Below are 20,429 nucleotides of genomic sequence, written 5' to 3'. Positions count from 1 at the left end.
ATGGCACGGATCTTCTGGATGGCCGTCGGCGCCGGTGCCGCGGTGTGGGCCATGAACAAGGCCAACGGCGCCGTGCAGCGGCTCACCCCGGACAGTCTCTCCGGCACCGCCGCGCGCGGTGCGCTGCACCTGGGCGACCGGGCCAAGCAGTTCGCCCAGGACGTGCGCTCCGGCATGGCCGAGCGCGAGGAGCAGCTCAAGGACGACCTCGGACTGCACGGCACCGCCGTGGCGGAGCCCCGCAGCACCCGCCGGGTGCTGCGCGGCGAGCCGCAGTACCGAGCTATCTCGGCGGTGCCCGGTCGCCCGGCCGCCGCCCTGCCCCCCGCCCGCGCCCTGCCCGACGGCGGGGGCCGCACCGTCCCACAGACCATTGAAGAAACGCCCCGCCGAGCCCTGCCGCGGGGCGGAACGAACCGGAAGGACCACTAATGGAGTCGGCTGAGATCCGCCGCCGCTGGCTGCGCTTCTTCGAGGAGCGCGGCCACACCGTCGTTCCGTCGGCGTCCCTGGTCGCCGACGACCCCACCCTGCTGCTGGTCAACGCCGGCATGGTGCCGTTCAAGCCCTACTTCCTGGGCGAGGTCAAGCCGCAGTTCTCGCGCGCCACCAGCGTCCAGAAGTGCGTGCGCACCCTCGACATCGAGGAGGTCGGGAAGACCACCCGGCACGGCTCCTTCTTCCAGATGTGCGGCAACTTCTCCTTCGGTGACTACTTCAAGGAAGGAGCCATCAAGTTCGCCTGGGAGCTGCTCACCACTCCCGTCGCGGACGGTGGCTACGGCCTGGAGAAGGAGAAGCTCTGGATCACCGTCTACAAGGACGACGACGAGGCCGAGCAGATCTGGCGCGACGTCATCGGCGTGCCCTCCGAGCGCATCCAGCGCCTGGGCATGAAGGACAACTTCTGGTCGATGGGCGTGCCCGGCCCGTGCGGCCCGTGCTCGGAGATCAACTACGACCGCGGCCCCGCGTACGGCGAGGAGGGCGGCCCGGCGGTCAACGGCGAGCGCTACCTGGAGATCTGGAACCTGGTCTTCATGCAGTACGAGCGCGGCCACGGCGACGGCAAGGACGGCTTCGAGATCCTCGGCGACCTGCCGAGCAAGAACATCGACACCGGTCTCGGCCTGGAGCGCCTCGCCGCGATCCTGCAGGACGTCGACAACCTCTTCGAGATCGACACCAGCCGGATGATCCTGGACCGCGCCGCCGAGCTCACCGGCCACACCTACGGCGCCGACCACAAGTCGGACGTCTCGCTGCGCGTGGTCACCGACCACATCCGCACCGCGCTGATGCTGGTCGGCGACGGCGTCACCCCCGGCAACGAGGGCCGCGGCTACGTGCTGCGCCGCATCCTGCGCCGCGCCATCCGCAACATGCGCCTGCTGGGCGCCACCGAGCCGGTGGCCAAGGAGCTCATCGACGTCGCGATCAAGGCGATGGCCCCGCAGTACCCCGAGCTGGAGTCCGACCGCAAGCGCATCGAGACGGTCGTCATCGGCGAGGAGGTCGCCTTCCTCCAGACCCTCAAGGCCGGCACCAACCTGCTGGACGTCGCGGTCACCGAGACCAAGCAGTCCGGCGGCGCGGTGCTCTCCGGCGAGCAGGCCTTCAAGCTGCACGACACCTACGGCTTCCCGATCGACCTCACCCTGGAGATGGCCGAGGAGCAGGGCCTCCAGGTCGACGAGGCCGGCTTCCGCCGCCTGATGCAGGAGCAGCGGGACCGCGCCAAGGCGGACGCCAAGGCGAAGAAGATGGGCCACGCCGACGTCGCCGCGTACCGCGAGGTCGCCGACAAGTCCGGCGCGAGCGTCTTCACCGGCTACGCCCTGACCGAGGGCGAGGCCACCGTCGTCGGCCTGCTGGTGGACGGCGTCCCGTCGCCGGCCGCCTCCGAGGGCGACGAGGTCGAGCTGATCCTCGACCGCACCCCGTTCTACGCCGAGGGCGGCGGCCAGCTCGCCGACCACGGCCGGATCCGGCTGGAGTCCGGCGCGGTCGTCGAGATCCGCGACGTGCAGCAGCCGGTCCCGGGCGTCATCGTGCACTCGGGCGGCGTGCTGTTCGGCGAGGTCGTGCTCGGCGCCTCGGCGTACGCCACGATCGACACCGACCGCCGCCGGGCGATCGCCCGCGCCCACTCGGCCACCCACCTGACCCACCAGGCGCTGCGCGACGCGCTCGGCCCGACGGCCGCCCAGGCCGGTTCCGAGAACGCCCCGGGCCGCTTCCGCTTCGACTTCGGCTCGCCCGCCGCCGTTCCGGGCAGCGTGCTGGTGGACGTCGAGCAGAAGATCAACGACGTGCTGGGCCGCGAGCTGGAGGTCACCGCCGAGGTCATGACGATGGACCAGGCCCGCAAGGCCGGCGCCATCGCGATGTTCGGCGAGAAGTACGGCGACGAGGTGCGGGTCGTCTCGATCGGCGACTTCTCCAAGGAGCTGTGCGGCGGCACCCACGTCGGCAACACCGCCCAGCTGGGCCTGGTGAAGCTGCTCGGTGAGGCCTCGATCGGCTCCGGCGTGCGTCGGGTCGAGGCGCTGGTCGGCGTCGACGCGTACAAGTTCCTGGCCCGCGAGCACACCGTGGTGGCCCAGCTCACCGAGCTGGTCAAGGGCCGCCCGGAGGAGCTGCCGGAGAAGATCTCGGGCATGCTCACCAAGCTCAAGGACGCCGAGAAGGAGATCGAGCGCTTCCGCGCCGAGAAGGTGCTGGCCGCCGCGGCGGGCCTGGCCGACTCGGCCGAGGACGTGCACGGCATCGCCGTGGTCGCCGCGCAGGTCGCCGACGGCGTGGGCGCGGACGAGCTGCGCAAGCTGGTCCTGGACGTGCGCGGCCGCCTGGGCGCCCGCCCGGCCGTGGTCGCCGCGTTCACGGTGGCCAACGACCGCCCGCTGACCGTGATCGCCACCAACGAGGACGCCCGCAGCCGCGGCATCAAGGCCGGCGAGCTGGTCCGTACCGCCGCCAAGACCCTCGGCGGCGGCGGTGGCGGCAAGGACGACGTCGCCCAGGGCGGCGGCTCCAACCCGGCCGCGGTCGGCGAGGCGATCGCCGCGGTGCGCGGCCTGGTCGCGGAGCGCGCCAGCTGATGGAGCAGGAGGAGAGGCCCTTCCGGCGGGGGCGGCGGATCGCCGTCGACGTCGGTGACGCCCGGATCGGGGTCGCGTCCTGCGACCCCGACGGGGTGCTCGCCACGCCGGTGGAGACCGTTCCGGCCGGTGTGAAGTCGCAGGCCAGGATCGCCGCGATCGTCGAGGAGTACGACGCGATCGAGGTGGTCGTCGGCCTGCCGCGCTCGCTCAGCGGCAGGGAGGGCCCGGCGGCGGAGAAGGTCCGGGCCTATGCCACGCGGCTGGCCAACCGGCTCTACCCGGTGACGGTGCGGCTGGTGGACGAGCGGATGACGACCGTCACCGCGACCCACGGGCTGCGCGCCTCGGGGGTCAAGGCGAAGAAGGGCCGCTCGGTGGTCGACCAGGCCGCCGCGGTGGTGATCCTGCAGACCGCCCTTGAGTCCGAACGGGTGAGCGGACGCCCGCCCGGTGAGAGCGTCGAGGCGGCCGGCTGACCGGCCTGCTCTAACGTCCCGAAGAGGGGTCCGTGCGGACACGTCCGCACGGGCCCCTCTTTCGTTCGTTTCCGTGTCCGTTTCGGATCGATCTGCATCGATTCGTGTCGGCCCGGAGCGATTCTCAGCGATTCGGGACCGCCGAGGGGGCCGCGAGCCATGACCGACCAGGACTTCCACCCGGGGCTCACCCCGGGGCACCTGGGTGCGCCGGTGCTGGAGCCGGAGGGCCGTCCTCCGGGAGCGCCCCGGCCGCGCTCCGATGCGCCGGATCCGCACCGACGGCGTAACGGACTGGCCTGCGGCCTCACCGCCTTCGCCCTCGTCGCGGTCTTCGGCGGGATCGGGCTCACCGGCTACACCTGGTTCCAGCACCAGCGCAAACCCGCGGCGGCCGCCGACTACGCGGGGCAGGGCAACGGCAGCGTCCAGGTCTCGGTGCCGGAGGGCGCGGGCCTGTCCCAGATCGCCTCCGCGCTGGTCCGCAACGGGGTGGTCGCCAGTTCGCTCGCCTTCACCCGGGCGGCGAAGGGCAGCGCGGCCGCCGCCGGGCGGATCCAGCCCGGCACGTACACCTTGAAGCAGAAGATGTCGGCCGCCGCCGCGCTGTCCGTCCTGATCGACCCGGCCAACGCCAACGGCCTGACCATTCCCGAGGGTTGGCGCGGCTACCAGATCTACGCGGCGATCGACAAGAAGCTCAACCTCCCGGCGGGCACCACCCAGAAGGCCGCCCAGGACCAGGGCGCCGAACTCGGCCTCCCGGACTTCGCCAAGGGCAGCCCCGAGGGCTACCTGTTCCCGGCGACCTACGCCGTCACCGACGGGACCACCGCGCTGGACCTGTTGAAGCAGATGGTCGAGCGGGCGGGCAAGGAGTTCAGCCGGGACGACGCCAACGTCGTCGCGCAGAACCTCGGGCAGAGCCTGTACGGGCTGGTCACCGTCGCCAGCATGGTCCAGGGCGAGGCCGACAACACCGAGGACATGGGCAAGGTGGCCCGGGTCATCTACAACCGGCTGGCAAAGGGGATGCCGCTCCAGCTGGACTCCACCATCAACTACGCCCTCGGCCGCTCGACCCTGAACACCACGGTCACCGACACCAAACTGGACTCCCCCTACAACACCTACCTGCACCCGGGCCTGCCGCCGTCGCCGATCTCCAACCCGGGCCGGCAGGCGATCATGGCGGCGCTGGACCCGACGCCGGGGGACTGGGTCTACTTCGTGACCGTGAAGCCCGGGGACACCCGCTTCACCGACAGCTTCGAGGTGCAGCAGAAGAACGTCGCCGAGTTCAACGCCGCCCGGGCGGCCAAGCCGAGCGCCCCCGACCCCACCGCTCCGAGCGCCGCCGCCACCCCCTCGACACCGGGCGCCGCCGCACCGTGACGGCCCCGTACGCCGAGCGTGAGGTCGCTCACTGACAGTGCGTCCGCCCGGGCGGGGGTACGGCTGCGGTACGGTAACGTCTCCTCCCAGGCGCTGCGCTAGCACGCCGGTTCGAGAATCAGCCGGGACCGCGTCGTCCCGGACGGCCGGTCCGATCCTCCGGTCGTCACCGTCGGTTAAGGGGATCAATGACCGATCTGGGTCGGGGCTACGGCCCCCAGGGCGAGCCGTGGCACCCCGGTGATCCCGGGTACGGCGGCCAGCAGCCGATCCCCGGCCAGCAGGACGGCCAGTGGCAGCAGTACCCGCAGCAGGACCAGCACGGCCAGCAGCCGTACGGGGACGCGCAGCAGGGGTACGCGCAGGCGCAGCAACAGCAGCAGCAGATGCAGCAGCAGCCGATGCACGGCGGCCACCCCCAGCAGATGATGGCGCCGCAGGGGCACCAGCAGCAGGGCATGCCGCAGCAGGGGTACCCGCAGCAGCAGATGCCGCAGCAGGGCTACGACCAGGGGTACCCGCAGCAGGGCATGGGCCAGCAGGGCATGGGCCAGCAGGGGCAGGCCTACCCGCAGCAGATGCAGCAGGGGATGCCCCAGCAGGGGTACGGGCAGCAGCAGATGCCGATGCAGCAGCAGGGCATGCCGCAGCAGGCGCAGCAGATGCAGCAGGGGATGCCCCAGCAGCAGGCCGGCATGCAGCAGCCCGCTCCGCAACAGGCCCGGCCGCAGGCCGCCCGCCCGGCCCCGGCGCCCGAGGCCGCCTCCGGTCCCGGCCCGGACGGCATCGACTGGGAGGCCGAGGCCGCCGCGCTGGAGTCCGGCGCCGATCCGGTCGGCGGCGCGCACGAACCCGCGGAGGGCGAGTGGGACGGCCGCGCCGAGGAGGAGCGCCACGAGGGCGACCGCTACGTCGATGAGCACGCGGAGGCCGAGCAGAGCGGCTTCCTCGGCGAGCAGGACGACTCCCGCGAGGCGAAGAAGAAGCGCAAGGAGAGCGGCAAGAAGGCGGGCCGTCGCAACGGCGGCGCCTGCCTGGTCGTCGCCGTGGTGCTGCTCGGGCTGCTCGGCGGCGCCGGCTGGTGGGGCTACGGCTTCTACCAGGACCACTTCGGCCCGCCGCCGGACTACACCGGCGAGGGCACCGGTTCCGTCCAGATCGAGGTCAAGCAGGGCGCGGTCGGCGGGCAGATCGGCGCCGCCCTCAAGGCCGCCGGCGTGGTCAAGAGCGTCGACGCCTTCACCAAGGCCTGCGACGCCGAGCCCAAGTGCGCCACGATCCAGTACGGCTTCTACACCTTGAAGAAGGAGATGCCGGCCGCGGCCGCGGTCAAGGAACTGCTGGACCAGGCGGGTGGCGCGGCGATCGTGTTCCCGGAGGGCAAGAACTCCTCCGAGATCTTCGCCAAGATCGACGACAAGCTGAAGCTCCAGAAGGGCACCACGGCGAACGTCGCCAAGGCCCAGGTCAACGACCTCGGGCTGCCCGCGTACGCGAACGGCAACATCGAGGGCTTCCTCTGGCCGACCCGCTACAACATCGCCGACGGCATGAAGCCCGAGGACCTGCTCAAGCAGATGGTGAAGACCGCCACCGACAAGTACGCCAACCTCGACGGCCAGGCCTCCAAGGCGGGCCTCAAGAACGGCTACGAGGTGGTCATCGAGGCGAGCATCCTGCAGCGCGAGGGCAACAACCCGGGCGACTTCGCCAAGATGGCCAGGACCATCCAGAACCGGCTGGCCAGCGACACGGTGCGCCACACGCTCGGCATGGACACCACGCTGCAGTACTCGCTGGGCCGCAAGGAACTCACGTCGAAGGACATCAACGACGGGTCCAACAAGTACAACACCTACATCAACCCGGGCCTGCCGCCGACGCCGATCTCCAACCCCGGTGACGAGGCGCTCAACGCGGTGCTCAACCCGGCGGACGGCAAGTGGCTGTACTTCATCGCGATGTCCCCGACCAACACCCTGTTCGCCGACACGGACAAGGAGCACGCGGCCAACGTCGAGGCGTACTGCAAGGCGGCGGGCCAGGGCTTCGACAAGGTCGGCCTGCACTGCACCACGAAGTAGCCGGCACACCCGAGTAGCCGTCACCGCACCGTCGTTCACGGAGAGGCAGTGTTGACCAGCAAGCACCGGGCGGCCGTCCTCGGCTCGCCGATCGCCCACTCGCTCTCGCCCGACCTGCACCGGGCCGCCTTCGCGGCGCTCGGGCTGGACGGTTGGCGCTACGACCGCTTCGAGGTCGACGAGGCCGCCCTGCCCGGGTTCCTCGCCGGGCTGGACGAGGCCGAGTGGGCGGGGCTGTCGCTGACCATGCCGTTGAAGCGGGCGATCATCCCGCTGCTGGACGAGGTCAGCGCCACGGCCCGCGCCGTGGACGCGGTGAACACCGTGGTGTTCACCGCCGACGGGCGGCGCACCGGGGACAACACCGACGTCCCCGGACTGGTCAACGCGCTGCGCGAGCGCGGCATCGCCGAGGTGTCCGCCGCCGCCGTGCTGGGGGCCGGGGCCACCGCCTCCTCGGCGCTGGCCGCGCTGGCCCAGGTCTGCACCGGCGAGGTGACGGTCTACGTGCGCAGCGCCGAGCGGGCCCGGGAGATGGCCGAGCTGGGCGAGCGGCTCGGCGTGGCGGTGCGGACCGCGGACTGGGAGCGCGGCGCGGAGGCGCTGGAGCGGCCGCTGACCGTCTCCACCACCCCGGTCGGGGCGACCGACGCCTTCGCCGCCCGGCTGCCCGCGGACCCGGGGGCACTGTTCGACGTGCTGTACCACCCGTGGCCGACGGCGCTGGCCGCCGCCTGTGCCGCACGCGGGGCGACCGTCCTCGGCGGGCTGGACCTGCTGGTCCACCAGGCGGTGCTGCAGAGCGAGGCCTTCACCGGGCGGGCGCCCGGGCCGCTGGCGGCGATGCGCGAAGCGGGGGAGAAGGCGCTCGCCGGGCGCTGAGCCCGCCGCGCGCGGCCGAATCGTTTCGTGGAGTGACCGGTTGCCGTCCGTCACGCGGACTGTGCCCCCGGGGGCTGCCGGGTCATGAAAGGATTCGGACAGAAGGCACGCTCGGGCGGGCCCCGGCGGTGCCGTGGGCCGGCCCGCTGATGAAGGAGCTCCGTTGGGTACGTTGCGCTGGCTGACGGCGGGGGAGTCGCACGGCCCCGCACTCGTCGCGACGCTGGAAGGCCTGCCCGCCGGTGTACCGGTCACCACCGACGTGGTGGCCGACGCGCTGGCGCGCCGCCGGCTCGGTTACGGCCGCGGGGCGCGGATGAAGTTCGAACAGGACGAGGTGACCTTCCTCGGCGGCGTCCGGCACGGTCTGACCATGGGCAGCCCGGTCGCGATCATGGTCGGCAACACCGAGTGGCCGAAGTGGGAGCAGGTCATGTCGGCCGATCCGGTCGACCCCGAGGTGCTGGCGGGCCTGGCCCGCAACGAGGCGCTGACCCGCCCCCGGCCCGGCCACGCCGACCTGGCCGGCATGCAGAAGTACTCGATCGAGGAGGCCCGGCCGATCCTGGAGCGCGCCAGCGCCCGGGAGACGGCGGCCCGGGTCGCGCTGGGCGCGGTCGCCCGCGCCTACCTGCGCGAGGTGGCCGGGATCGAGATCGTCAGCCACGTGGTCGAGCTGGCCGCCGCCAAGGCGCCGGCCGGCGTGGTGCCGCTGCCCTCGGACGAGGCCCGGCTGGACGCCGACCTGGTGCGCTGCCTGGACGCGGACGCGTCGAAGGCGATGGTCGCCGAGATCGACCAGGCCCACAAGGACGGCGACACCCTCGGCGGCGTGGTCGAGGTGCTCGCGTACGGCGTGCCGGTGGGCCTCGGCTCGCACGTGCACTGGGACCGTCGGCTGGACGCGCGGCTGGCCGCCGCGCTGATGGGCATCCAGGCGATCAAGGGCGTCGAGGTCGGCGACGGCTTCGAGCTGGCCCGGGTCCCCGGGTCGCAGGCGCACGACGAGATCGTCCCGACCCCCGAGGGCGTCAAGCGCACCTCCGGCCGCTCCGGCGGCACCGAGGGCGGCCTGTCCACCGGTGAGGTGCTGCGGGTGCGCGCCGCGATGAAGCCGATCGCCACCGTGCCGCGGGCGCTGCAGACCCTGGACGTGCGCACCGGTGAGCCGGCCAAGGCGCACCACCAGCGTTCGGACGTCTGCGCGGTGCCGGCCGCCGGCATCGTCGCCGAGGCGATGGTCGCGCTGGTGCTGGCGGACGCGGTGAACGAGAAGTTCGGTGGCGACAACGTCTCCGAGACCCGCCGCAACGTCCAGGGTTACCTCGACAACCTGATCATCCGATGACGAAGCCCGTCGTGGTGCTGGTCGGCCCGCCCGGCAGTGGCAAGTCCACCGTCGGGCGGGCCCTGGCCGAGCGCCTGGGCGTCGGTTTCCGGGACACCGACGCCGACATCGAGGCGCTGGCCGGCAAGCCCATCCCGGAGATCTTCATCGACGAGGGCGAGCCGCACTTCCGCGAGCTGGAGGTCCGCGCCGTGCGCGCGGCCGCCGAGGGACACGACGGGGTGCTGGCGCTCGGCGGCGGCGCGGTGATGGCCGAGGCCACCCGCGCGCTGCTGCGCGAGCTGCCGGTCGTCCTCCTGGAGGTCCCGCTGGGCGACGCGGTCAAGCGGGTCGGCCTGGACGCCCCGCGCCCGCTGCTGGCCGTCAACCCCCGGGCGCGCTGGCGCGAGCTGATGGAGGCCCGCCGCCCCCTCTACCTGGAGGTGGCCACCGCCGTCGTCGACACCGCCGACCGCACCCCCGAGCAGGTCGCGGACGCCGTACTGGAAGCACTGGAGCTGAACACCCCCCATGACTGACACCACCGTCAGGATTCACGTCGGCGGCAGCGCCGGCCACGACCCGTACGACGTGCTGATCGGGCACCAGCTGCTCGGCGAGCTGGCGCCGCTGATCGGGACCCGGGCCAAGCGGGTCGCGATCATCCACCCGGAGGCGCTGGCCGCCACCGCCGACGCCGTCCGCGAGGACCTGGCCGGCGAGGGGTACGAGGCGATCGCGCTCCAGGTGCCGAACGCCGAGGAGGCGAAGAGCGCCGAGGTCGCCGCGTACTGCTGGTCGGTGCTCGGGCAGACCGGCTTCACCCGCAGCGACGTCGTGGTCGGCCTCGGCGGCGGGGCCACCACCGACCTGGCCGGCTTCGTCGCGGCCACCTGGCTGCGCGGGGTGCGCTGGATCTCCATGCCCACCACGCTGCTCGGCATGGTCGACGCGGCCGTCGGCGGCAAGACCGGCATCAACATCGCCGAGGGCAAGAACATGGTCGGCGCCTTCCACCCGCCGGTGGGTGTGCTGGCCGACCTCGGCACCCTGGAGACCGTGCCCAGGCACGACTACGTCTCCGGTCTCGCCGAGGTCATCAAGTGCGGCTTCATCGCCGACCCGGCCATCCTCGACCTGATCGAGGCCGACCCGGAGGGTGCGAAGTCCCCGGCCGGGCCGCACACCGTCGAGCTGATCCGCCGGGCCATCCAGGTCAAGGCCGACGTCGTCTCCGGGGACCTCAAGGAGTCCGGCCGGCGCGAGATCCTCAACTACGGCCACACCCTCGGCCACGCCATCGAGCGCAACGAGCGCTACAAGTGGCGGCACGGCGCGGCGATCTCCATCGGCATGGTCTTCGCCGCCGAACTCGGCCGGCTGGCGGGCCGGTTGGACGACGAGACGGCCGACCGCCACCGCACCGTGCTGGCCTCGGTCGGCCTGCCGCTGACCTACCGGGCGGACGCCTGGCCGAAGCTGCTGGACGCGATGAAGATCGACAAGAAGTCGCGCGGCGACCTGATCCGCTTCATCGTCCTGGACGGCCTCGGCAAGACCTCCGTGCTGGAGGGCCCCGACCCGTCGCTGCTGGTCGCCGCGTACGCGGAGGTCGCGGCGTGACCCGGGTGATGGTGCTCAACGGCCCCAACCTGGGCCGGCTGGGCAGCCGGGAGCCGGACGTCTACGGCGCCACCTCGTACGCCGGGCTGGTCGAGCGCTGCACCGCGCTGGGCAAGGAGTTCGGCTTCGAGGTCGAGGTGCACGAGACCAACTCCGAGCAGCAGATGGTGGAGTGGCTGCACGAGGCGGCCGACGGGCAGGTGCCCGTGGTGATCAACCCGGGCGCGTTCACCCACTACTCGTACGCGATGCGGGACGCCGCGGCGCAGCGCACCGCGCCGCTGATCGAGGTGCACATCTCCAACCCGTACGCCCGGGAGACCTTCCGGCACAACTCGGTGATCGCGGCGGTGGCCTCCGGCACCATCGCGGGCTTCGGGATCGGGTCGTACGAGCTGGCGCTGCGGGCGCTGGCGGAGCAGCTCGCCTCGCGCTGAGGAGTGCGGTGACGGCCGGGTGCCGTCGACGGTCGCTGAACGGCTGTGACGGGAACCGATCGGATTCGACGTGAGTTGACCTTGGTATGGGCGTGGGTTGGCCGACGGTTGACCTGAGTTGACGGTAGTCGACCACGGGTCGACCTGAGCCGAAACCGCCCGTGGCCGGGGGAGCAGGGCGCGTTCGGCGGCCCGGCGGCGGACTGTGCCCGCTGCCGGGCCGCCGTGTAATGTCCCCGCTGAGAGGTGTCGGGAGGTGCCGTGACGCAGTACGCCGGAGGTGGGGAGGTCCCGCCGCGTCCCGCCGCTCCACCGGTGCCGCCGGGAGGCGGCGCGGGGGTGTTTCCGCCGGGGGCGCCGGTTCCCCCGCCGCCGGTCGCTCCGGCCCCGGTCGCCGCGCCCGCCACCACGCCTCCCCCGCCGCCGGCCGCCGTGCCCGTCCCGGCTCGCGTTGCGGCGCCTGTCGCCGCGCCGGTTCCGGTCGCCGTGGCGCCGGCCGCACCCCGGCCGGCTCCGGCCACCCTGGCGGCTCCGGCTCCCGCGCCGAATCCCGCGCCGGCTCCGGTGTCGAACCCGGTGTCGAACCCCGTGCCGTCGCCGGCGCCCCTCCCGGCCGGCGGCACCGGGCACTTCGTGCTGCCCGCCGGCACGCCCGTCCAGCTCCCCGCCCACCCCTCGCAGCGCCACGCGCCCGCCGGCCCCATCGCCGTCCTGCTGATCGGCCCGGCCGGGGCGGGCAAGACCACCGTCGCCCGGTACTGGGCCGAGCGCCGGGGCACCCCGACCGCGCACATCAGCCTGGACGACGTCCGCGAGTGGGTGCAGTCCGGCTTCGCCAACCCGCAGGCCGGCTGGAACAACGCCTCCGAGGCCCAGTACCGGCTGGCCCGCCGGACCTGCGGCTTCGCCTGCCGCAACTACCTGGCCAACGGCATCTCCTGCATCATCGACGACGCCGTCTTCCCGGACCGCCCGGCGATCGGCCTCGGCGGCTGGAAGCGGCACATCGGCCCGGGCATGATCCCGGTGGTGCTGCTGCCCAGCCTGGACTCGGTGCTGCGCCGCAACGCCCGCCGCGGCGGCACCAGGCGGCTCGGTGACGAGGAGGTCGCGCGCATCCACGGGCGGATGGCCGGCTGGTACAACTCCGGACTGCCGATCATCGACAACTCGTACCTGGACGTCGCCGGCACGGCCGCCGAGCTGGACCGGGTCATCCTGGCCCGGCTGATGGGCATGCCGGTCCGCTGACCACGTGGTGCGGGCCCCGCCGGGGCGGCTGAGATGATGGACGGGTCCTGCCAGAACCACCCGGGGAGCTGACGTCCGTGCCGGAAGGCCACATCATCCACCGCCTCGCCGGCCAGAACCGGCAGGCCTTCGGCGGCCGCCCGGTGCAGGTCTCCAGCCCGCAGGGCCGCTTCGCCGACGAGGCCAAGGCGCTCGACGGGCAGCTGCTCACCGGCGCGGAGGCCACCGGCAAGCACCTCTTCCTCGGCTTCGAGGAGGGCGGCTGGGTGCACGTCCACCTCGGGCTCTACGGCGGCTTCACCTTCGGCACCGGCCCGGCGCCCGAGCCGGTCGGGCTGGTCCGGCTGCGGCTGGCCAACGACGACGGCTACGCCGACCTGCGCGGCCCCAACACCTGCGCGCTGGTCACCGGGGCCGAGAAGGCCGCCGTCGCCGCTCGCCTCGGCCCCGACCCGCTGCGCGCCGACGCCGACCCGGAGGCCGCCTGGCGCCGGATATCGGGCAGCCGCACGACCGTCGCCGCGCTGCTGATGGACCAGAAGGTGCTGGCCGGGGTCGGCAACGTGTACCGCGCCGAGGTGCTGTTCCGCCACCGCATCGCCCCGCACCGGGCCGGCCGCGACCTCACCCGCCGCGAGTGGGACGCGATCTGGGCCGACCTGGTCGAGTTGATGCACCAGGGCGTCGCGGCCGGCCGGATCGACACCGTGCGCCCCGAGCACACCCCCGAGGCGATGGGCCGCCCGCCCCGGGTCGACGACCACGGCGGCGAGGTGTACGTCTACCGCCGCGCCGCGATGCCCTGCCTGGTCTGCGGCACGGACGTGCGGACGGAGGAGCACGCGGCGCGCAACCTGTTCTGGTGCCCGACCTGCCAGGCGGCCTGAGGAGGATTCAGGCGCCACGCACCGCCCGACGCCGTAGGCTGGGCCGGGGCTGGTCGGAGGGAGCGGACGGGTGGACGGCTACGAGGTGTCCAACAGCGTGTCGGACACGGTGGTGCACGGCAACGTGATCCAGGGCGGGAACGTCACGGTCCGGCTGCCCCCGAAGCACCGGGTCCCGTACCAGGTCAGGCCGCCGCGGCAGAGCTTCGTCAACCGGGAGCGCGAACTCGCCGCGCTCGCCGCCGCTTCGGGCAAGGCCGGGCAGGGCGGACCGGCCATCGTGGTGTTCACCGGCCTGGGCGGCGTCGGCAAGACCGAACTGGTGGCCAGGTTCGCGAAGGAGCAGGCGGAGCGTTTCCCCGGGGGTGTGCTCTACGCGGATCTCAAGGCCTACCGGCACCGCTCGGCAGTGGATCTGGCCGGGGTACTGGAGGGCTTCCTCCGCGCCCTCGGGGTCCGGCCGCCGGACGCGGAGGCGGAGCGTTTCGGGGAGTTCCGGACGGTGACCGCCGAGCAGCGCTGCTTGGTCTTCCTGGACAACGCCGAGCACGCCGCCGAGGTCCGCGCCCTGCTGCCCTCCAGCGGGATGGTGGTGGTGGCGAGCCGACGGCGGCTGGACGCGTTGCGGATGGACGGTGCCGAGGTGCGGCGGCTGGACCGCCTGGGCCCGACGGCCGCGGCCGCTCTGGTGCGGGGCTGGCTGAGCGCCGATCGCGGCACCGACGACGAGGTGGCGGCGCTGGTGGAGCGCTGCGACGGGCTGCCGATCGCCCTGAACGCGGTCGGCAGCCAACTGCTGCGCCGGGGTCGGCTGTCGGTGGGTCAGGTGATCGCCGAACTCTCCCACCAGGAGGGCAGGTTGGCGGTGCTGGACAATGACGAGGGGAACCTCCGGGGGACGTACGACCCGGTGTACGAGCGGCTCTCGCCGCAGGGGCGGGCGCTCTACCACCTGATCGGTGTGCACCCGGGCCCGTTCGTGTCGGCCGAACTGGCGGCCGCGGTGGGCGTCGAAGCGGCGGAGGACGCCCTGGACGAGCTGTGTGCCGTGCACCTCCTGGACGTGGTCGTCGATCAGGGAGCGGACGACCGCTTCCAGGCCCACGAGGTGGTGCGCACCCACGCCTACGTCTGCGCGCGTGAACTGCCCGACCGCACCGAGCTGCTGGCCCGGGTGGTGGCGTACTACCGGGGCAGGGCGTCGGTGGCCGACCGGGCGACCGGGCCGCGGCTCCGGTTGCAGGACCCGACCGGCGACGGTCTGCCCGGCTTCCCGTCCGGAGCGGACGCGCTGGAGTGGCTGCACGCGGAACGGGCGAACCTGCGGGCGGTGGTGAAGGCGGCGGCCGACCAGCAGTGGCACGACGAGGCGTGGTGGCTGTGCGAGTCGCTGTGGCCGCTCTACCACGGCCGGAAGCTCTACGAGGACTGGATCGCCACCCACCGGACCGGCATCGAGTCGGCCCGGTGGGCCAACAACCCGGACGCGGTGGTCCGCATGCACAACCAGCTGGCCCGGGCGCACTACGAGCGCCAGGACTTCCGGCTCGCCGCCGAGCAGTTGGCGCTCGCCACCGAGCAGGTGCCGCTGGTGGCCGACCGTCAGGTGGTGGGCGTGCTGTACGAGACGGACGGCCTGCTGTGCCTGGCCGACGGCCGGCCCGGCGACGCCGTCGAGAGGTTCACGCTGGCGCTGGAGGAGAACCGCGGCGATGCCCACGGCGAGATCGTGCAGAGCTACAACCTGGCGCAGGCCCTGATCGCCGACGGCCGCCCGGAGGAGGCGCTGGCCGTGCTCGCGGAGGCCGGTGCCCGGGCCGTGGACACGGACGACCGGGACATGCTGATGAAGCTGCCGCTGGTCCGCGCCCGGGCCCACCGCGCGCTCGGCCGGCTCGACCTGGCCGTCGCGGACGCGGGCGACTGCGTCCGGCGGGCCGAGGAGCGCAAGGCGTACCCGAAGGAGGCCCAGGCACACACCCTGCTGCTCGCCCTCGCCGAGGAACTGGACGACCCGGAGCTGGCGGAGCGGAGCCGGGCCCGGCTGCGGGAGCTGGCCGGCTAGGGCCCGGCGGTGAAGGCGACCCGGGTGCAGTGCCGGCCGGTGCGGACGGTGAGGCCGTGCTCGGGCAGGCCGGCCGGGTCGCCGCCGTCGGAGAGCCAGCAGGCGACGGCGGAGCCGAGCAGCAGGGGGTCGAGGACGGGGTCGGGGCCGCCGAAGTCGCGTTCGGCGTGGGCTTCGAGGAGTCGGCCGCCGGGCAACCGGAGCAGGTGCCGGGCCGGCCCGAGGGCGGCCACCGCGACGGCGAGGCCGGGCAGTTCGAGGGCGGTCTCGGCGAGCCAGTCGACGGCGGGGCGTTCGGCCCTGGCCTCGGTGCGGGCGAGGACCTCGGCGGTGTACCGAAGCGCGTCGCCCGGGTGCTCGTCGGTGAGGGCGTGGAAGCCGCGCGGGGTGTGGTCGTCGGGGTGGAAGGGGTAGCGCCGCAGGCTGACCTCCGTCCCCTCGCTCTTGCCCTCGACGTCGTACGCGCTGGGCCGCTCGGCGCCGGCGGGTTGGGGTGCGGGCCTGGGGTAGGGCGGCAGGACGGGTTCACCGGCGGGTTCGTCGAGGCCGTCGAGGAAGGAGTACAGCAGGGGGCGCAGCAGCCGGGCGGATTCGCCGCGGTGGGCGAGCGAGCGGTCGGTGATGGCGGTCAGGTCGGTGTGGTCGTCCTGGGCTCGCACCAGGGCCAGTTCGAGCTGGGCGGCGAGGTCGCCGTCGGGGTCGAGCGCGGGCGCGGCCTGGCCGAAGGCGTAGCTGGGGGAGCGCGGGTCGAGTTCGGCGGCGCCGGTGGCGACGATCATCGTGGGCCGTTTCAGGGCGGCGCCGTAGAAGGAGACCGAGCCGTGGTCGCCGATCATGAAGTCGGCGGCGACGAGTGCGGCCTGCCAGCCCTGGTGGGGCGGGACGAGGCGCAGGCCCATCCGCCGGGCGTCGTCGAGCAGGGCCGCCGGGTCGTGCCGGCTCCAGATGTTGGGGTGCAGGACGACGGCCACCGCGTACTCGTCGGCGGGCAGTTGGCGGACCAGCCGCTGCGGCAGGTCGGGGTGACGGCCGAATAACGAGTGCTCGCTCCAGGTGGAGTCGACGACGACGAGCCGGCGGCCGTCGACGGCGCCGAGGGCGGCGCGGTAGCCGTCGCGGGAGCGTCGGCTGCGCAGGATCCGGTCGAAGCACGGGTCGCCGACGACCTCGGCGACGTCCAGGGCCTCGGGGCAGGAGCTCCGCAGCCGGTCCAGCTGTTCGGGGTGGGAGAGGCCGAGGACGTCGACGAACACCCTTCCGTGGTGGGTGAGTTCGTTGCGGGAGAGGCCGGCGGAGCTGACCGCGTCGCCGGTGGACTCGGTGACCAGGCGGTTGTAGCCGGCGCCGTGCGGGAGGACGACCAGACGGGCGTCCAGCCGGTGCATGGAGGCGTGGACGGCGCAGGCGACGGCCAGGTCGAAGCGGTGGCGGACGGCGTCCTCCCAGTCCAGCACGGTGTAGCCGGGCAGGCCGTGGAGGTACTCGTCCAGGGCGCGGTCGGCGAAGGCGGAGCCGGGGTTGACGGTGAAGTACCGCTCGATGCCGTCCGGGTCGAGCAGGGTGAGGACGTCCAGGACCCGGGTCGCCGAGGTGAGGGTGCGGGCGACCGCCAGCACGCGGGCCTTGACCGGGCGGGTGTTCCAGCGGTCGGCTGGCCGGACGTGGGGGTGGGACGGCACATCGTGATCGTACTCATCCCGCCGCGCCCCCGGCGTGGTTTGCCGAGTGTCGGTCAGCCCGCCGCCGCGGCGGGCTCCTCGTGGTCGGCGGCGGCGCACTCGTCGAGGAGGGGGCGCATGGCGTCGTCCACGAGCCGGTAGCGCACCACGCGTCCGTCCTTGTCGCCGGTGACCACGCCCGCCGTGCGGAGCAGTCGCAGGGCCTGGGAGACGGCCGGGTCGCGCATGCCGGTGGCGACCGCCAGGTCGCTGACGGCGAGCGGGCCGGCCCGGTGGAGGGCGAGCAGCAGGGCGAGCCGGCCGGGGTCGGAGAGCAGGGAGAACCGCTCGGCCCAGGTCCGGACGTGGGCGGTGTCCCCGATGGCGGCGATGGCCTCGCAGACCCGGTGTCCGTCGATGGTGCGGTGGCCCGCGCGGTCGGCCGGTACGAGATGCATGCGGACATTCTGGCAGCTCACGACCTGTGATCCTGGACACCTGCACAGGTGCGCAACCTTGCGAGGGTGCGGTCCTGCCCCTACGGTGTTCCCCGCCGTGGTGCTCGGGAAGACCGGTGACGGACCCTCAACAGGTCCCATTCCGGAGCGGCCCTCGCCACTGTGATCGGGGGACAGTCGTCCGGATCCACGTGCCACTGGGTGCTTCGTGCACCTGGGAAGGCGGGTCCGGAAGCCCCGTAAGCCAGGAGACCGGCCACGGCATCTCACGAAGTCATTCCACGAGGTGCTGGAGCGTGAACCGAAGATGACCCTGCCCGAAACCGCCGCGCCCGCCGAGGCGGGCCCCGCCCCCTCCGTCCTGCCCACCTTCCGGTGGAAGCGCGAGGACACCCTCCGGACCGCCGGGTTGATGGGGGTGATCCTGGCCATGCACGTGGTGGCCTTCGGGACCCTCGTCTTCCTGGTCGCGCCGCACAACTACGCCGTCGGCACCCAGGTCTTCGGGGTGGGCCTGGGCATCACCGCCTACACCCTCGGCATGCGGCACGCCTTCGACGCCGACCACATCGCGGTGATCGACAACACCACCCGCAAGCTGATGGCGGACGGCAAGCGGCCGGTCTCGGTCGGTTTCTGGTTCGCCCTGGGCCACTCCTCGATGGTGGTCGTCATGGCCGCCCTGGTGGCGGGCGGCGCCCAGCTGGCGAACACGCTGATGGACGACGACTCGGCCACCCACAAGTGGCTCGGGCTGGTCGGCACCACGGCCTCCGGCGCCTTCCTCTACCTGATCGGCGCGCTCAACCTGGCGGCGCTGCTCGGCATCCTCAAGGTGTTCCGCTCGATGCGGGCCGGGCAGTTCGACGAGTCGGAGCTGGAGGCGCACCTCGACTCGCGCGGCTTCATGGCCCGGATCCTGAACCGGGCGACCCGCTCGATCACCCGGCCCGGGCAGATGTTCCCGGTCGGCATGGTGCTGGGCCTGGGCTTCGACACCGCGACCGAGGTCACCCTGATGGTGATGGCCGGTTCGGGCGCGGCGGCCGGGCTGCCCTGGTACGCGATCGTCTGCCTGCCGCTGCTGTTCGCGGCCGGGATGAGCCTGTTCGACACCCTGGACGGGACGTTCATGAACTTCGCGTACCAGTGGGCCTTCTCCAACCCGGTGCGCAAGGTGTACTACAACCTGACCATCACCGGGCTGTCGATCGCGGTGGCCTTCATCATCGGCACCATCGAGCTGGTCGGCGTGCTGCACGAGAAGCTCGACCTGACCGACCCGGTGACCGGGTTCATCGCGGACATCTCGCTGGACAACGTCGGCTACGCGATCGCCGGGCTGTTCGTGGTGGTGTGGGCGATCGCCATCGGGTACTGGAAGCTGGCGGGCGTCGAGAAGCGCTGGACGCCCGCGCAGCAGCAGCAGTAGCGCAGCAGCGGGTAGCGGTCGGGGTCACGCTGCCGCGAGCAGCAGGGTGCCCGCCACGGCGAGCCCGGCGCCGGCCACCTGGACCGGACGCAGCCGCTCCTTCGCCACCCCGCGCGCCGGCCGTGCGGTGACCACCGGGCACCCGACGCCGACAACGGCGCCTCCCCGAGCCGGGGAGGCGCCGTTCGCGTTCCGTCGTCAGTGCCGGTCGCCGTAGCGGCGGCGGAACTGCTCGACCCGGCCGGCGGTGTCGAGCACCCGGGACTGGCCGGTGTAGAAGGGGTGGCTCGCCGAGGAGATCTCCACGTCGATCACCGGGTAGGTGTTGCCGTCCTCCCACTCGACGGTGCGGTCGCCGGTGACCGTCGAGCGGGTGAGGAAGGCGAGGCCGCCGACCTTGTCGCGGAAGACGACCGGGCGGTAGGCGGGGTGGATTCCGGGCTTCATGGCGGGGCTCCTCCGAGGGGTGGGTGCGGTCAGCGCTCTTCGCGGAAGTCGACGTGCCGGCCCGCGACCGGGTCGTACTTGCGCAGGACCATCCGGTCCGGGTCGTTCCGGCGGTTCTTGCGGGTCAGGTACGTGAAGCCGGTGCCGGCGGTGGAGCGGAGCTTGATCACGGGGCGCAGTTCGCTGCGGGCCATCGGGCGTCCTCCTGGGGTCTCGGGCTCCTGGGCCGTCGCGGTCCCGGGGCCACGTGGTGCGGGGTTCGCGGGGCTGGATCGGAACCGTACACCGAAATGGATGTCATTTTCATCTGGTGTAACGTGACCTCCGTCCTGCCCATTCCCGGACGCCAGGGAGCACCCATGTCCGCCCACTGCCAGCTCACCGGCCGCCGGCCCGGCTTCGGCAACGCGATCTCGCACTCGCACCGCCGCACCCCGCGCCGCTTCGACCCCAACATCCAGCGCAAGCGCTACTGGCTGCCCGGCGAGGGCCGGTACGTCCGGCTGGTGCTGAGCGCCAAGGGGATCAAGACCGTCGACACGATCGGCGTCGAGGCCGCCGTCGCCCGCATCCGCGCCCGCGGGGAGAAGGTCTGATGGCCAAGCAGAGCAAGATCGCCAAGAACGAGCAGCGGCGCGCGACCGTCGCCCGCTACGCCGAGCGCCGGGCCGAACTCAAGCGGATCATCGCCCACCCCGGCACCGCCCCGGCCGAGCGCGCCGCCGCCCAGGCCGAACTCGCCCGCCAGCCCCGCGACGCGAGCCCCACCAGGGTCCGCAACCGCGACGCCGTCGACGGCCGGCCGCGCGGCTACCTGCGCGCCTTCGGCCTCTCCCGGGTCAACCTGCGCGTCCACGCCCACGCCGGACACCTGCCGGGCGTGCGCAAGGCGAGCTGGTGAGC

General features: G+C 73.0%; 20 protein-coding genes and 1 riboswitch. Of the genes, 16 read left to right on the top strand and 4 right to left on the bottom strand.

Annotation, left to right across the window (positions count from 1 at the left end):
• The 13 genes from ACZ58X_RS15685 to ACZ58X_RS15625 all read left to right on the top strand — a co-directional run bounded on the left by ACZ58X_RS15685 (nucleotide 1) and on the right by ACZ58X_RS15625 (nucleotide 15,531).
• Nucleotides 1–432, top strand: coding sequence for a DUF6167 family protein (locus tag ACZ58X_RS15685; protein ID WP_360230085.1), 432 nt, complete (start codon nucleotides 1–3; stop codon nucleotides 430–432).
• Nucleotides 432–3,101, top strand: coding sequence for an alanine--tRNA ligase (gene alaS / locus ACZ58X_RS15680; protein ID WP_470334193.1), 2,670 nt, complete (start codon nucleotides 432–434; stop codon nucleotides 3,099–3,101). Before ACZ58X_RS15685 ends, alaS begins: the two co-directional genes overlap by 1 nt.
• Nucleotides 3,101–3,580 carry a Holliday junction resolvase RuvX gene (ruvX, locus tag ACZ58X_RS15675; RefSeq protein WP_470334192.1) on the top strand — a complete coding sequence of 160 codons (480 nt, stop codon included), beginning with the start codon at nucleotides 3,101–3,103 and terminating at the stop codon, nucleotides 3,578–3,580. Before alaS ends, ruvX begins: the two co-directional genes overlap by 1 nt.
• A 159-nt stretch (nucleotides 3,581–3,739) precedes the next feature.
• Nucleotides 3,740–4,975 (top strand): endolytic transglycosylase MltG, encoded by a 1,236-nt coding sequence (mltG, locus tag ACZ58X_RS15670; protein WP_470334191.1) that lies wholly within the window; start codon nucleotides 3,740–3,742, stop codon nucleotides 4,973–4,975.
• Nucleotides 4,976–5,163: 188 nt separating this feature from the next.
• The gene (gene mltG, locus ACZ58X_RS15665; RefSeq protein ID WP_470334190.1) at nucleotides 5,164–7,059 is read left to right on the top strand and encodes an endolytic transglycosylase MltG; all 1,896 of its coding nucleotides are present in this window, start codon (nucleotides 5,164–5,166) and stop codon (nucleotides 7,057–7,059) included.
• A 51-nt stretch (nucleotides 7,060–7,110) separates the two neighbouring features.
• On the top strand, nucleotides 7,111–7,941 hold the full coding sequence (locus tag ACZ58X_RS15660) for a shikimate dehydrogenase (RefSeq protein ID WP_470334189.1): 831 nt from the start codon (nucleotides 7,111–7,113) through the stop codon (nucleotides 7,939–7,941).
• 163 nt (nucleotides 7,942–8,104) lie between these two features.
• A complete protein-coding gene (gene aroC / locus ACZ58X_RS15655; protein ID WP_470334188.1) occupies nucleotides 8,105–9,289 on the top strand; it encodes a chorismate synthase in 1,185 nt (394 codons plus the stop codon).
• Complete coding sequence (locus tag ACZ58X_RS15650; RefSeq protein ID WP_470334187.1) at nucleotides 9,286–9,807, top strand: shikimate kinase; 522 nt, start codon at nucleotides 9,286–9,288, stop codon at nucleotides 9,805–9,807. Before aroC ends, ACZ58X_RS15650 begins: the two co-directional genes overlap by 4 nt.
• Complete coding sequence (gene aroB / locus ACZ58X_RS15645; protein ID WP_470334186.1) at nucleotides 9,800–10,891, top strand: 3-dehydroquinate synthase; 1,092 nt, start codon at nucleotides 9,800–9,802, stop codon at nucleotides 10,889–10,891. Before ACZ58X_RS15650 ends, aroB begins: the two co-directional genes overlap by 8 nt.
• Before the next feature lie 8 nt (nucleotides 10,892–10,899).
• A complete protein-coding gene (gene aroQ, locus ACZ58X_RS15640; RefSeq protein WP_360230367.1) occupies nucleotides 10,900–11,328 on the top strand; it encodes a type II 3-dehydroquinate dehydratase in 429 nt (142 codons plus the stop codon).
• 315 nt (nucleotides 11,329–11,643) lie between these two features.
• Nucleotides 11,644–12,579: an AAA family ATPase gene (locus ACZ58X_RS15635; protein WP_470334342.1), complete on the top strand. Its 936-nt coding sequence runs from the start codon at nucleotides 11,644–11,646 to the stop codon at nucleotides 12,577–12,579.
• Between the two features lie 77 nt (nucleotides 12,580–12,656).
• The gene (locus ACZ58X_RS15630; protein ID WP_470334185.1) at nucleotides 12,657–13,466 is read left to right on the top strand and encodes an Fpg/Nei family DNA glycosylase; all 810 of its coding nucleotides are present in this window, start codon (nucleotides 12,657–12,659) and stop codon (nucleotides 13,464–13,466) included.
• 70 nt (nucleotides 13,467–13,536) lie between these two features.
• Nucleotides 13,537–15,531, top strand: coding sequence for an AAA family ATPase (locus ACZ58X_RS15625; RefSeq protein ID WP_470334184.1), 1,995 nt, complete (start codon nucleotides 13,537–13,539; stop codon nucleotides 15,529–15,531).
• Here the strand turns inward: ACZ58X_RS15625 and ACZ58X_RS15620 are convergent.
• Together ACZ58X_RS15620 and ACZ58X_RS15615 are read right to left on the bottom strand one after the other, a co-directional pair.
• Nucleotides 15,528–17,210 (bottom strand): hypothetical protein, encoded by a 1,683-nt coding sequence (locus tag ACZ58X_RS15620; protein WP_470334183.1) that lies wholly within the window; start codon nucleotides 17,208–17,210, stop codon nucleotides 15,528–15,530. The two genes, ACZ58X_RS15625 and ACZ58X_RS15620, sit on opposite strands and share 4 nt — an antisense overlap.
• A 53-nt stretch (nucleotides 17,211–17,263) precedes the next feature.
• On the bottom strand, nucleotides 17,264–17,647 hold the full coding sequence (locus ACZ58X_RS15615) for an ArsR/SmtB family transcription factor (protein WP_470334182.1): 384 nt from the start codon (nucleotides 17,645–17,647) through the stop codon (nucleotides 17,264–17,266).
• Nucleotides 17,648–17,728: 81 nt separating this feature from the next.
• A riboswitch (cobalamin riboswitch) is annotated at nucleotides 17,729–17,922 on the top strand.
• Between the two features lie 32 nt (nucleotides 17,923–17,954).
• On the opposite strand from ACZ58X_RS15615, the gene nicT reads away from it, so the two are divergent.
• A complete protein-coding gene (gene nicT, locus ACZ58X_RS15610; RefSeq protein WP_470334181.1) occupies nucleotides 17,955–19,079 on the top strand; it encodes a Nickel transporter NicT in 1,125 nt (374 codons plus the stop codon).
• Nucleotides 19,080–19,277: 198 nt separating this feature from the next.
• Here nicT and ACZ58X_RS15605 read toward each other — a convergent pair whose 3' ends face one another.
• A complete protein-coding gene (locus ACZ58X_RS15605; RefSeq protein WP_375889960.1) occupies nucleotides 19,278–19,526 on the bottom strand; it encodes a type B 50S ribosomal protein L31 in 249 nt (82 codons plus the stop codon).
• 29 nt (nucleotides 19,527–19,555) lie between these two features.
• Entirely contained in the window at nucleotides 19,556–19,720 is a 165-nt protein-coding gene (gene rpmG, locus ACZ58X_RS15600; protein WP_470334180.1) for a 50S ribosomal protein L33, read from the bottom strand.
• A gap of 165 nt (nucleotides 19,721–19,885) precedes the next feature.
• Here rpmG and rpmB point away from each other — a divergent pair, with 165 nt between their 5' ends.
• Nucleotides 19,886–20,122, top strand: a complete 237-nt coding sequence (gene rpmB, locus ACZ58X_RS15595) for a 50S ribosomal protein L28 (protein ID WP_470334179.1) — start codon at nucleotides 19,886–19,888, stop codon at nucleotides 20,120–20,122.
• Complete coding sequence (gene rpsN, locus ACZ58X_RS15590; RefSeq protein WP_470334178.1) at nucleotides 20,122–20,427, top strand: 30S ribosomal protein S14; 306 nt, start codon at nucleotides 20,122–20,124, stop codon at nucleotides 20,425–20,427. Before rpmB ends, rpsN begins: the two co-directional genes overlap by 1 nt.
• Nucleotides 20,428–20,429: the final 2 nt, after the last annotated feature.

Source organism: Kitasatospora sp. NPDC040550, assembly GCF_055594965.1.
This window is presented reverse-complemented; position numbering and strand designations above follow the sequence as displayed.

Coding starts and splice junctions, on each gene's coding strand:
- mltG (WP_470334191.1), top strand. CDS start 3,740: ATGACCGACCAGGACTTCCACCCGGGGCTCACCCCGGGGCACCTGGGT.
- ACZ58X_RS15650 (WP_470334187.1), top strand. CDS start 9,286: ATGACGAAGCCCGTCGTGGTGCTGGTCGGCCCGCCCGGCAGTGGCAAG.
- ruvX (WP_470334192.1), top strand. CDS start 3,101: ATGGAGCAGGAGGAGAGGCCCTTCCGGCGGGGGCGGCGGATCGCCGTC.
- aroQ (WP_360230367.1), top strand. CDS start 10,900: ATGGTGCTCAACGGCCCCAACCTGGGCCGGCTGGGCAGCCGGGAGCCG.
- ACZ58X_RS15685 (WP_360230085.1), top strand. CDS start 1: ATGGCACGGATCTTCTGGATGGCCGTCGGCGCCGGTGCCGCGGTGTGG.
- nicT (WP_470334181.1), top strand. CDS start 17,955: ATGACCCTGCCCGAAACCGCCGCGCCCGCCGAGGCGGGCCCCGCCCCC.
- alaS (WP_470334193.1), top strand. CDS start 432: ATGGAGTCGGCTGAGATCCGCCGCCGCTGGCTGCGCTTCTTCGAGGAG.
- mltG (WP_470334190.1), top strand. CDS start 5,164: ATGACCGATCTGGGTCGGGGCTACGGCCCCCAGGGCGAGCCGTGGCAC.
- aroB (WP_470334186.1), top strand. CDS start 9,800: ATGACTGACACCACCGTCAGGATTCACGTCGGCGGCAGCGCCGGCCAC.
- rpsN (WP_470334178.1), top strand. CDS start 20,122: ATGGCCAAGCAGAGCAAGATCGCCAAGAACGAGCAGCGGCGCGCGACC.
- ACZ58X_RS15615 (WP_470334182.1), bottom strand. CDS start 17,647: ATGCATCTCGTACCGGCCGACCGCGCGGGCCACCGCACCATCGACGGA.
- ACZ58X_RS15605 (WP_375889960.1), bottom strand. CDS start 19,526: ATGAAGCCCGGAATCCACCCCGCCTACCGCCCGGTCGTCTTCCGCGAC.
- rpmG (WP_470334180.1), bottom strand. CDS start 19,720: ATGGCCCGCAGCGAACTGCGCCCCGTGATCAAGCTCCGCTCCACCGCC.
- rpmB (WP_470334179.1), top strand. CDS start 19,886: ATGTCCGCCCACTGCCAGCTCACCGGCCGCCGGCCCGGCTTCGGCAAC.